We start from the raw sequence: 11,936 nt of genomic DNA on the forward strand, positions 1-11,936 counted from the left end.
CGTTCCAGGCCTGGGCATCTGCCAATAAAAAAAGCAAAGCACCGGAGCGCTTTGCTTTTTCCTGTATTGCCGGATTGTGATTATTTCTCCATCAGTTCCACGCTACGGTTCACGAACGCCGTAAGATCGGCGCCGGTCAGCAGGCCCTGCGACAGCAGCGCCAGGTCGGCGAGGTTGCGAACCTGCTTCTGTTGCAGCCCGCTGTCCCCTTCTCCCAGGATGCGCTGGTAAATAGGATGGTTGGCGTTGACGGTCATGGTGATTTCGTCGGGCATGCCGGCATACCAGCTGGCGGCCGATCCGCCCATGGCGGCCATGTCTTTCATCCTGCGCATCAGTTCGCCGCGGGTAACGATCACGGGCTGGTCTTGCGCGCCGAGGCCTTTCAGTTCCACTTTCACGCCGGGCAGTGCTACCTGGCCGGTAAATATGTCTTTCAACGTTCCTTCCTGCGCTTCGCTGAGCACGCTTTGCGTGGCGGCGTCGGGGTTGATGAGGTTGTCGGCGATGTCGGCGTCTACCCGGGTGAACATGACGTTTTCCCATTTGTGCTCCATCTGGTTGATGAAACCGGCGTCTACCATCGTTTCCATTTTCACCACTTTATATCCTTTGGCTTTTGCGGCAGCGATGTAGCTGTCTTGCTGCGTGGGATTGGTGGCGTAGAGGATCACGAGCTTGTCTTCCTTGTTGGTCTGCACGGCAGCGGCCGCGGTGCGGTATTCTTCCAGTGTGTAGAAAGTGCCGCCGTCCACGTCTTCGAGGAGGTGGAACTTGCCGGCTTTATCGAGGAACTTGTCTTCGGTCATCATCCCGTATTTCACGAACAGGGCGATGTGTTCCCATTTTTCCTCGAAAGATTTGCGGTCGGTCCGGAACATTTCGTCCAGTTTATCGGCCACTTTCTTGGTGATATGTGCGTTGATCTTCTTCACGTTGGGATCGCCCTGGAGGTAGCTGCGGCTAACGTTGAGGGGGATGTCGGGCGAGTCGATCACACCGTGGAGCAGCATGAGGAACTCGGGCACGATGTTCTTCACCTCGTCTGTCACGAAAACCTGGTTGGAATACAGGCTGATCTTGTCTTTCTGTATTTCGTACGTTTTGGTGATTTTGGGGAAGTAGAGGATCCCTGTGAGGTTGAAGGGATAGTCTACATTGAGGTGGATCCAGAACAGGGGCGGCTCCGCGAAGGGATACAGCTCCTTATAGAAAGCCTGGTAGTCGTCTGCGGTGAGCTCCGACGGTTTTTTGACCCAGGCGGGGGATGTATTATTGATTTGTTCTCCCTGGAATTTGATGGGCACGGGGAGGAAGCGGCAGAATTTTTCGAGGATGGTGCGGATGCGGTGCTCATCGAGAAATTCTTCGCTTTCTTCATTGATATGCAATACGATATCGGTGCCGCGGGATTCTTTTTCGGTGTTTTCGAGCTGGTATTCCGGGCTGCCGTCGCATTCCCAGCGAACGGCCTGGGAATCGGGTTTCCAGGATTTGGTGAAGATTTCCACCTGGGAAGATACCATGAAGGAGGAGTAGAACCCGAGGCCGAAGTGGCCGATGATATTGGCGCCGTCTCCCTGTCCTTTATATTTCTTCACGAATTCTTCCGCACCGGAGAAGGCGACCTGGTTGATGTATTTGTCGACTTCTTCGGCGGTCATGCCGATGCCGCGGTCGGAGATGGTGATGGTTTTCTTTTCTTTATCGAGGGAAACGGTGACGTCGGCTTCTCCGATCTCGCCTTTGAATTCGCCTACGCTGGCCAGGGTTTTGAGTTTCTGGGAGGCATCCACTGCGTTGCTGACCAGTTCCCGCAGGAAAATGTCATGATCGGAATAGAGGAATTTCTTGATAATGGGGAAAATGTTCTCTGTTTGTACACGTATGGCACCTTTCTGCATATGTTTTTCAGTTTTTTAGACGGTGAAACCTTGTCAAAGGGTGTGCCATGGCGGGGGCGACTGCCAAGTTGACCGTCAAACGAAAAAACGGGCGTTGATTTTCAGACAGTTGCGGGTTATTTACCGGAAAACTGCGACAGGATGGGGATTGGGTGGGAAAAAACGTGGAAATTCGCGCCAGATAAGCGTGAGAATCCAAATAAACCCCTTATCTTTGCACTCCATTTTAATTTTAAATCACTAACAAGGGAAAATTATGTCAAACTACGAATTGATGGTGATCTTTACCCCTGTGCTTTCTGAGGAAGACTACAAAGCTGCCCAGAAAAAATTCGCTGACCTTGTGAAAGACAATGGCGGTGCGATTGTGCACGAAAATCCCTGGGGCCTGAGATCACTGGCGTACCCGATCCAGAAGAAGACCACGGGCATGTACCTGGTACTGGAGTACACTGCGCCATCCGACTTCAATGAGAAGCTGAAGATCCAGCTGAACCGCGATGAAAATGTATTGCGTTACATGTTTACCAAACTGGACAAGCACGCGGTAGCGTACAACACCCGGAAGAAAGGTAACTATGATGCTGAACCTAAAACCGCAGAAGCTTAAAAGTTATGGCAGTTAAACAAGAAATCAAGTACTTAACCGCGGTTAAGCAAGAGAAGCGCCAGAAAAAATACTGCCGCTTCAAGAAATTGGGTATCAAGTATGTAGATTACAAAGATGCCGAGTTTCTGAAAAAGTTCCTGAACGATCAGGGCAAGATGCTGCCTCGCCGTATCAGCGGTAACTCGCTGAAATTCCAGCGCAAGGTAGCCGAGGCTATCAAGAAAGCCCGCCAGATGGCGCTGTTGCCTTATGTTACTGACCTTTTAAAGTAAGAAACAATGCAAGTAATCTTAATACAAGACGTAGACAATCTGGGCCAGAAGAATGAACTGGTAGCCGTGAAGAACGGTTACGCCAGGAACTTCCTGATCCCCCAAAAGTTCGCCGTAGAGGCCAGCGAGTCTAACCTGAAGCAACTCAACGAGCGCGTGAAAGTGCAGAAAGTGAAAGAAGAGAAAATGCTCGCTGAAATCGCCAAAGTGGTAGAAGTGCTGAAAGCCGCTCCCGTTAAAATCGGCGCGAAAACCGGCACCTCCGGCAAAATCTTCGGTTCTGTTACCGGCGTTCAGATCGCCCGCGCGATCAAAGAACAGAAAGGTTATGAGATCGACCGTCGTCGCATCCATATCCTCGGTGATGTGAAAGAACTGGGCCTGTACAAAGCCCGCCTCGATTTCGGTAAAGGCAACGAAGCCGAACTGGAATTCGAAGTGGTTGCTGAATAATCAGCCCGATCACTATATTAAAAAAGCTGCATCCAACCGGGTGCAGCTTTTTTTATGCCTTCTATTGTAATCAATACTTGCTTACTCGTAGCGCAGCGCCACGATGGGATCCAGCCGGGATGCCTTCACAGCCGGGTATATCCCGCTCATCAGGCCCACCACTGCACAGGCCAGGATGCCCCCGATCGTCCACCCCCAGGGGATGAAAAACGACGAGCCCATCAAACTGGCCACCAGGTTCCCTACCAGGATCCCCAACATCACCCCGAGCATCCCGCCCAGGATACTGATGATCACCGATTCGAACACGAACTGCAGCCGGATCGTGGGGCCCGTGGCACCGAGGGCCTTGTTCACCCCGATCTCCCGCGTCCGCTCCGCAACAGACACCAGCATGATGTTCATCAACCCGATCGCCGAGCCCACCAGCGTAATGAGCCCGATCAACGTAGCCGCCGCCGTCACCATCCCCAATTGCCGGAACAGCATTTCGGCGATACTATCGCTGCGACTGATGAAGAAATTGTTCTCCTCGTTGAAATCCATCCTGCGGATGACGCGGAAAAGCCCCGTGGCCTCCCCTATCGCCTCGTCCTGCAGCTTGATATCGTTTACGTTGACGTTGATCTGGTAAGACGCCCAGGGGCGGTTGAACACCCGCCGCGTGCTGGTCACCGTCGTCACCACCACATTATCGGCGCTGAACATATTGCTGCTGCCTTTGCTTTCCAATATCCCGATCACGCGGTAGCGGACGTTGCCCAGGCGCACATTCGAGTTGAGGGCCCGTTCGGGGAATTCCCCGAATAACGTTTTCGCCACGTCCCAACCCAAAACAGCTACGTTCCGGCCGGATTCAATATCGGCTTTCGTGAAATTCCTGCCGTATCGAAGGTTGTAGTTATTGAGCTTGAGGTAGTTCTCGTCGCCGCCGATCACCTGGATGTTGGGATTGGTCTTGTAGTTTTCGCGGTACACGGTCATACCGCCGCCTGCACGGAACATGAGGCCTACCGTAGCGGGGAAATCGTACCGCTTCTTGAATTCCATCGCTTCACCAAAAGTAATGACCTTGTTTTGGTTGGAAGTGCGGACCTTCCTGCGCTGGCCCGTGCTCGTTCCCCGAACGGCACCGCCGCCACCGCCCATGCGGATGCGCATTTCGCGGTTGCGGATGGAGAAACCATTGGCGCCCATGCTGGCGAAACTGTCGTAGATCTTGTATTGCAGCGCGTCGATCACCGTGAGGATGCTCACGAGCGCCATGATACCGAAGGCGATCACCGTCACGGTAAGGCCCGCCCGGAGGCGGTTGGCGCTCACTGAGCGCAGGGCGAGGGAAAATACATCTTTTGTACGCATAACGACCGTTGACTAAAGTTAACGGTTTTCCATCATCTGTAAACCCATCCACCCACGGAATGGCATAAAAAAAACGGCAAGACGCGTTGGCCTTGCCGTTTCCGGAAAAATATCGTTGCGATTACAGGAATTGCAGGAGCAGGTTCGGGAAAATACCGAGCACGATCACGATGGCCGCCGCCACAACCAGCATGGCTTTGAAGCCCGGCGTAACGCCCTGTGCATCCGCCTCTCCGGGCTTGAAGTACATGGCGATGATCACGCGGAAGTAGTAGTAGGCGCTGATAGCGGCGCAAAGCACCCCCAGGATCACCAGCCACAACAGATCTCCCTGCTGAACGGCTGCGCTCAGCACGAAGTACTTGGCGAAGAAACCCGCAGTCAGCGGAATACCTGCCAGCGAAAACAGGAAAATCGCGCAAACGACAGCTACCAGCGGCTGCCTGCGGGCAAGACCGTTGAAACCGTCGAACGTATAGTCGTTCATTTTCAGCAAGATGGCGAAGATACCGATGGTAGCCACACTGTAAGCCGCTGCGTAAAGGATGAGGCCCTGGCTTGACATTTCATTGTGCGCCACGATGGCGAACAGCATGAAACCCGCCTGCGCGATGCTGGAGTATGCGAGCATGCGCTTCACGCTTTGCTGGAACACGGCCGTGAGGTTACCGATGATGAGGGTAGCCGCGGTGATGATGGCCAGGATCAGTTGCCAGTGGTGGCTGATGTTGCCGCCGGAGAAGCTCACATGGAAAAGGCGCATGAAAGCGATGAAGCTCGCGGCTTTTACGATGGTGGCCATGAAGGCGGTGAACACGGTCGGGGAACCGTCGTACACGTCGGGCGTCCAGAAGTGGAAAGGCGCGGCGGATACTTTGAATGCGAGGGAGAAGCCCAGCAGGATGATGCCGCACAGTGCCAGGGGGCTCAGTTCCCCGGTGCCCAGGCCCATTTCACGCAGATCGAACGTGCCGGTAGCGCCGTAGATGAGCGCGATGCCCATGAGGAGGATACCCGTGGTGAAGGAGCCCATCAGGAAGTATTTCAGCGAAGCCTCGTTGCTTTTCAGGTTCTTTTTATCTGCGCCCGCGAGGATGTATTGCGGGATGGAGATGATCTCGATGGCGAGGAACAGCATCAACAGGTTGCTGTACGCCCCCGTTAGCATGATACCCGCCAGGATGAAGAAGATCAGCGCAAAGTAATCGGCCACGTCTTCCCCCACTTTCTCGAACGCGCTGCCGCAAAGCAGGAAGTAGAGGGCCGTGGAGGCGATGGCGATGGCATTGAACAGCACGGAAAAGGAACTCACTTCCACCATGCCGTGCATCACGCCGTAGCCCTGCTGCACGTCGAGCAGGTTGGCGATGAAGGCGAGCACCGTACCGGCGATCGCGAAATATTTGATATACTGCTTCTGTTTGACAACCAGTCCCACGAACATCAGAATAATCCCAAAAACAGCAGTCGTAATTAATGCGTTCATATTGTAACGTTACAGAATCATTTATTAAATCAACGTCCGGTCAGTGCGGCTACGGTGTTTTCAATCCCGGTACCGGAAACAAGCTCCAGCAACGGTTTCGGATATACGCCGAGCACGAAGATCATGGCGGTGATGCACACCAACGCCAGCATCTCCCCGCCTTTCAGGTCGGTGGTGGTAGCCGTGAGCGCGTTGGTTTCCCCGAACAGTACTTTCTGCAGCATGCGCAGCATATATACGGCGGCGAGGATGATGGCGATCGCGGAAACGGCGGCGAACCAAACGTTGTGCTGGAACAGGCCGCTGAACATGAGGAACTCGCCGATGAACCCGTTGGTGAGCGGCAGGGCGATGTTCGCCAGGCTTACGATCACCAGGAGGATAGACAGGGCGGGCGCAACGGAGGCGATACCGCCCAGTTGCTGCATGTTTTTGGTACCGAGGCGCTGCTCGATCACTTCGATGATGATCCAGAGGCCGATGATATTGATGCCGTGGTTGAACATCTGTACCTGCACGCCGGCGAGGCTTTGTTCGTTACCGGCGAAGATCGCGGCGCTCATCAGCCCGATGTGGGCGATGGAGGAGTAAGCGATCAGTTTCTTCAGGTCGGATTGCATGATGGCGATGCAGGATGCGTAGATGATGCCGATCACGCTAAGGAGGATGGCGGCTTCCTGCCACATGTCTGCACCAGCGGGGAGCACGGGCTTCAGCCAGCGCATCACGCCGAACAGGCCCATTTTCACCATCACACCGCTCAGCACCATGGTAACGGGCGTGGGCGATTGTTCGTAGGTGTCGGGCTGCCAGGTGTGGAAGGGGAAAACCGGCATCTTGATGGCGAAAGCCACGAAGAAGAGCCAGAACAGCCAGCTTTGCTCATCGTTGCTGAGGTGCAGGCTGGTGAAGGTTTGCCAGCTGAAGGAGCCTTCGGTCTGGAAGTAGATATATATAATACCGACCAGCATGAGCAGCGAACCGGCGAAGGTGTAAACGAAGAACTTAAACGTCACCGGGATGGCTTTCTCGCCGCCCCACATGGAGCAGAGGAAGTATACGGGGATGAGGGCCAGTTCCCAGAACACGTAAAACAGCAGCGCGTCGTACGAAAGGAAAACGCCCAGCATGCCCGCCTGCGAAAGGAGCATCAGGCCGTAAAAGGCGCCCGATCTTTCGTAGTTACGGCTCAGTACGGTGGTGAAGATGAGCGGGAAGGAAATGGTCGTGAGCAGCACGAGCATGAGGCTCAGACCATCGAGGCCGAGGTTGATCTGGCTGCCGAGTTGGGGAATCCATTCGGCGGTGAAGCGCAGTGCTTCGGGAGCCGTACGGAATTGCGCCCAGGCGGCCAGGGTAACGGCCAGCGTGGCCAGTGAGGATATCAGGCTGAAAACCTTGGCGCCACGGCCGCTGAGTCCGAATGTAATCAGCCCCGTCACCAAAGGGATCAATATGAGTAATACTGTCAACATATCTTTTTCTTAATCCGCTATCGATTTATAAAAACAAACTGATCACAAACAATACGATCATACCAATCACCATGGCGAAGATGTAGAAGCCCACCTGGCCGTTCTGCAACAGCCTGGCGCGACCGCCACCCCATTTCACCGCGGCGCCCACACCGTTCACGAGGGCGTCTATGCCGGAGCGCTCCACCACTTCCTGGAAGAATTTGCTCAGCGACATTAATGGTTTCACGATGATGGCGTCGTACAGTTCGTCTACGTACCATTTATTTTCCAGGACTTTGGCAAAGCCGGTCGTGGGCTCACCGTTATCCGAATAGTTGGCGAATTTGCTGCGCGCCCAGAGGATCATCACGATTACCAGTCCGGTGCTGAGGCCCATCAGTCCCCATTCGAGGCTATGGCTCAGGTGATGTTCGTGCAGGAAAGGCGCGGAAGGCGCGAAGATGGGGCTGAGGTATTCTGCCAGCAGGTTGGGCACGCCGAACACGGCGGGCATCCCTACATAACCACCGATCACAGACAGGATGGCCAGCACGATCAGGGGGAAGGTGATGGCGGCGGGGCTTTCGTGCAGGTGGTGTTCCTGCTCGTGCGTGCCGCGGAATTTGCCGGTGAAGGTGATGTAGTACAGGCGGAACATGTAGAATGCAGTCATGAGCGCGCCGATGAGGGCGAGACCATAAATTACCGGGCTGTAGCCGAATGCGTGGGCGAGGATTTCATCTTTGGAGAAGAAACCGCTCAGCCCCGGGATCCCTGCGATGGCGAGGCAGCCGATGAGGAAGGTGAAGTTGGTGATGGGCATCCATTTCTTCAGGCCGCCCATCTTCCGGATGTCTTGCTCCCCGCCCATGGCGTGGATCACGGAACCCGAACCGAGGAACAGCAGGGCTTTGAAGAATGCGTGCGTCATCACGTGGAACACGGCGGCGGTGTAAGCGCCAACGCCCAGGGCGATGAACATGTATCCGAGTTGGCTCACGGTGGAGTAAGCCAGTACTTTCTTGATGTCGTTCTGCTTCAGTGCGATGGAAGCTGCGAGCAATGCGGTTACCAGGCCCACGAGCGTCACGATCGTCTGGATGTGCGGGGCGAGGGAATACATCACGTTGCTGCGGGCCACCATGTAGATACCGGCGGTCACCATCGTGGCCGCGTGGATGAGGGCGGAAACGGGGGTGGGGCCGGCCATGGCGTCGGGGAGCCAGGTGTACAGGGGGATCTGTGCAGATTTACCCATGGCGCCGATGAAGAGCAGCATGGCGATGGCGAAGAGCACGCCGCTGTTTTCACCAAGGCCGGCGGCCTGGGGCAGTACTTCGGAGAAGGTCACGGAGCCGAACTGCTGGATGAGCAGGAAGATGCCGAGCAGGAAACCGAAGTCGCCGATGCGGTTCATGATGAAAGCCTTGTTGGCGGCTTTATTGTACTCGATGTTTTTGAACCAGAACCCGATGAGCAGGTAGGAACAGAGGCCTACGCCTTCCCATCCGATGAACATCATCACATAGTTGGCGCCGAGCACGAGGATGAGCATGGAGAACACGAAGAGGTTGAGGTACGCGAAATAGCGTGCAAAACCTTCGTTCGGCTCGTCATGCATATAAGAGGTGGAGTAGATGTGGATCAGGGAGCCCACACCGGTGATGATCAGCAGGAACAAGGCGCTCAGCTGGTCTACCTGGAATGCGAAGGGGATGTGGAGGCTGCCTACGCTGATGAAATCGAACAGCGTAACTACCTGGGGCGTGAAGCCGGGCGTCCGCACTTCGAAGAAGATAAGCAAGCTGATCACAAAAGCTGCGACCACGCTGCCGCTACCTACGATGCCGGTGAGCGGCTTGGATAAATACCTCCTGCCCAATCCATTGATCAGGAAACCTAACAACGGTAAAAACGGTACCAGCCAAACAAGATGTATCATCGATCTATACTATTTTTTAATCCTAGTTTTTCAGTCTGCTGAGAATGTTGATGTCTACGGAATGGGTGTTCCGGTACATCATCACGATAATGGCGAGGCCCACGGAAACTTCCGCTGCGGCAACGACCATCACGAAGAAAACGAAGAGCTGCGCTGAGGCGGCGTCTATCCGCCCGGCGTCTACCCACATTTTGGAGAAAGCTACCAGCAACAGGTTCACGGCGTTGAGCATGAGCTCGATGCACATGAAGATGATGATGGCGTTCCGGCGCATCAGTACCCCCATGATGCCGATGCAAAACAGGGCGACGCTGAGAAAGATGTAATATTGAACGGGCATATCGAATGCGTTTTATTTCTTACCGATCACTACGGCGCCGACCATCGCGCTGAGGAACAGCACGCTGCTCAGTTCGAAGGGCACCACGTAAGAGGTGAACAATGTTTTACCGAGGTTTTGAACCAGGCCGATCTCCGTGTTGCCGCCGGGCTGGATGGCGGGGAGGCTCGCGTCGCGCAGGGCGGCTACGAGCACCAGCAGCAGCGCACCGCCGGAAATGGCGCCGGCGTATTTCAGCCAGTTGCGTTTCTGCGGCTCGATGTCGGCGTTGAGGTTCATCATCATCAATACGAAGAGGAACAGTACCATGATGGCGCCGGTGTACACGATGAGGTGAACAACGAACAGGAACTGTGCGTTCAGCATGATGTAATGGCCCGCGATGGCGACGAAGCAGGTGATCATGCAAAGCACGCTGTTCACGGGGTTCTTGCTCAGGATCACGCCCAGTGCGGATGCGATGGCGATCGCAGACAGCACTGTAAAGATTATCATATCGATTCCCATTGCCTTATTGGTTGTTTTCTTTGATTTGTTTTTGAGGATGGGGGATCAGCATGTCTTCCTTCCCGTAAATGAACCCTTTACGCTGGTAGTTCGCCGGCGCGAAGGTTTCAGACATGTAAACCGCCTGTTTCGGGCAGGCTTCTTCACAGAAACCGCAGAAGATGCAGCGCAGCATGTTGATCTCGTAACGCGCGGCGTATTTCTCCTCACGGTACAGATGCTCCTCGCCCGGCAGGCGCTCGGCCGCTTCCATGGTGATCGCTTCGGCAGGACAAGCCACTGCGCACAACCCGCAGGCCGTACAGCGCTCGCGTCCCATTTCGTCGCGGTTCAGGATGTGCAGCCCGCGGAACACGGGGCTGAACGGGCGCGTCTCTTCGGGATAGTTCACCGTCGCTTTCTTCTTGAAAAGGTGCTTCAGGGTAATGCCCATACCTTTCGCTATCGCAGGCAGATAAAGTTTCTCCGCAAAGGTCATGGGCCTCCTGTCTACCGGCGTTGCCCTGTTGGTTAAAGATTGCATATGATGAGTTTCTTGAAGTTTAAAAATTAAAACCATTCTCACGGAAAAGGATCACGGCGCCGGTAATGAGCATATTCAGCAATGCCAGCGGGATCAATACTTTCCATCCGAGCTTCATGAGCTGATCGTATCGGAACCGCGGGATCGTCCACCGCACCCACATAAAGAAGAAGATGAAGAATAACGTCTTGAGGAACAGCGCCGCAATTCCGAGGACCGTCAGCAGATTACCGTCTATCCCCAGTTTGTCCATGAAAGGGAAGGCGTATCCGCCCCAATACAGCGTGGCCATCAGCACGGAGCTGATGAACATGTTGATGTATTCGGCGAAGAGGTAGAAGCCCAGTTTCATGGATGAATATTCGAGGTGGTAACCGCCGTTCAGTTCGTTTTCCGCTTCGGGAAGGTCGAACGGCGTACGGTTGGTTTCCGCGAAAGAGCAGATGAGGAAGATGAGGAAGCCGATGGGCTGGAGGAACACGAACCAGATGCCTTCGCGCTGTTGCTCCACGATGTCTTTCAGGCTGAGGGAACCGCTGAGCATGAACAGGGCGATGAGGGCCAGGCCCATGGGCAGTTCGTATGAAATTACCTGCGATGCGCCGCGGCAGGCGGCCAGCAGGGAGAATTTGTTGTTGGATGCCCATCCACCGATCATGATGCCGTACACGCCCATGCCTACGACCATCATGATCCACAGTACGCCGATGTTGACGTCGGCGATCTGCAGGCTCACTTCACGGCCGGCGATGGTGAGGGTGTCTCCCCAGGGGATCACGGCGCTGGTGAGGCAGGCGGTGAACATGGCAAGCGAAGGGCCCATGATGAACAAAAAGCGGTTGGCGCTCGAGGGGATGATCTCTTCCTTGAAGAAAAGCTTGCCACCGTCTGCCAAAGGCTGCAGCAACCCGAACGGGCCTGCGCGGTTGGGCCCGCGGCGGTCCTGGATCCAGGCGGCCACCTTGCGCTCGCCCCAGGTGCTGTACATCGCCACCACCAATGAAATACCCAGCACTGCCGAAATCAGCAGCAACTTTTCTATAATGAAATACCAGTCAATTGTGAATTCCATATCTCGCT

The 11,936-nt window shown here is 54.9% G+C and carries 12 protein-coding genes; 3 read left to right on the forward strand and 9 right to left on the reverse strand.

Annotation, left to right across the window (positions count from 1 at the left end; all coding sequences use genetic code 11):
- Positions 1-80: 80 nt before the first annotated feature.
- The gene (htpG, locus tag WJU22_RS00515; RefSeq protein ID WP_341841371.1) at positions 81-1,904 is read right to left on the reverse strand and encodes a molecular chaperone HtpG; all 1,824 of its coding nucleotides are present in this window, start codon (positions 1,902-1,904) and stop codon (positions 81-83) included.
- Between the two features lie 256 nt (positions 1,905-2,160).
- Between htpG and rpsF the strand changes: the two genes are divergently transcribed.
- Genes rpsF through rplI form a run of 3 tightly spaced genes read left to right on the forward strand, consistent with a single transcriptional unit; the run spans position 2,161 to position 3,239 of the window.
- The gene (rpsF, locus tag WJU22_RS00520) at positions 2,161-2,514 is read left to right on the forward strand and encodes a 30S ribosomal protein S6 (protein ID WP_126247765.1); all 354 of its coding nucleotides are present in this window, start codon (positions 2,161-2,163) and stop codon (positions 2,512-2,514) included.
- A 5-nt stretch (positions 2,515-2,519) separates the two neighbouring features.
- Positions 2,520-2,786, forward strand: a complete 267-nt coding sequence (rpsR, locus tag WJU22_RS00525; RefSeq protein WP_074240327.1) for a 30S ribosomal protein S18 — start codon at positions 2,520-2,522, stop codon at positions 2,784-2,786.
- Between the two features lie 6 nt (positions 2,787-2,792).
- Positions 2,793-3,239 carry a 50S ribosomal protein L9 gene (gene rplI / locus WJU22_RS00530; protein WP_126247767.1) on the forward strand — a complete coding sequence of 149 codons (447 nt, stop codon included), beginning with the start codon at positions 2,793-2,795 and terminating at the stop codon, positions 3,237-3,239.
- An 81-nt stretch (positions 3,240-3,320) separates the two neighbouring features.
- Here the strand turns inward: rplI and WJU22_RS00535 are convergent, their stop codons facing one another.
- The 8 genes from WJU22_RS00535 to nuoH all read right to left on the reverse strand — a co-directional run bounded on the left by WJU22_RS00535 (position 3,321) and on the right by nuoH (position 11,928).
- Positions 3,321-4,601, reverse strand: a complete 1,281-nt coding sequence (locus WJU22_RS00535; protein ID WP_341841372.1) for an ABC transporter permease — start codon at positions 4,599-4,601, stop codon at positions 3,321-3,323.
- 121 nt (positions 4,602-4,722) lie between these two features.
- Positions 4,723-6,045, reverse strand: a complete 1,323-nt coding sequence (locus tag WJU22_RS00540; protein ID WP_341843801.1) for an NADH-quinone oxidoreductase subunit N — start codon at positions 6,043-6,045, stop codon at positions 4,723-4,725.
- 71 nt (positions 6,046-6,116) lie between these two features.
- Complete coding sequence (locus tag WJU22_RS00545; protein WP_341841373.1) at positions 6,117-7,562, reverse strand: NADH-quinone oxidoreductase subunit M; 1,446 nt, start codon at positions 7,560-7,562, stop codon at positions 6,117-6,119.
- A 25-nt stretch (positions 7,563-7,587) separates the two neighbouring features.
- Positions 7,588-9,486, reverse strand: coding sequence for an NADH-quinone oxidoreductase subunit L (gene nuoL / locus WJU22_RS00550; protein WP_341841374.1), 1,899 nt, complete (start codon positions 9,484-9,486; stop codon positions 7,588-7,590).
- A gap of 22 nt (positions 9,487-9,508) precedes the next feature.
- The gene (gene nuoK / locus WJU22_RS00555; RefSeq protein WP_341841375.1) at positions 9,509-9,826 is read right to left on the reverse strand and encodes an NADH-quinone oxidoreductase subunit NuoK; all 318 of its coding nucleotides are present in this window, start codon (positions 9,824-9,826) and stop codon (positions 9,509-9,511) included.
- Between the two features lie 12 nt (positions 9,827-9,838).
- Positions 9,839-10,321: an NADH-quinone oxidoreductase subunit J gene (locus WJU22_RS00560; RefSeq protein ID WP_341841376.1), complete on the reverse strand. Its 483-nt coding sequence runs from the start codon at positions 10,319-10,321 to the stop codon at positions 9,839-9,841.
- Between the two features lie 16 nt (positions 10,322-10,337).
- The gene (nuoI, locus tag WJU22_RS00565) at positions 10,338-10,856 is read right to left on the reverse strand and encodes an NADH-quinone oxidoreductase subunit NuoI (protein WP_341841377.1); all 519 of its coding nucleotides are present in this window, start codon (positions 10,854-10,856) and stop codon (positions 10,338-10,340) included.
- Positions 10,857-10,875: 19 nt separating this feature from the next.
- The gene (nuoH, locus tag WJU22_RS00570) at positions 10,876-11,928 is read right to left on the reverse strand and encodes an NADH-quinone oxidoreductase subunit NuoH (RefSeq protein WP_341841378.1); all 1,053 of its coding nucleotides are present in this window, start codon (positions 11,926-11,928) and stop codon (positions 10,876-10,878) included.
- Positions 11,929-11,936: the final 8 nt, after the last annotated feature.

It is taken from the genome of Chitinophaga caseinilytica, from assembly GCF_038396765.1.
Lineage (GTDB): Bacteria > Bacteroidota > Bacteroidia > Chitinophagales > Chitinophagaceae > Chitinophaga > Chitinophaga caseinilytica.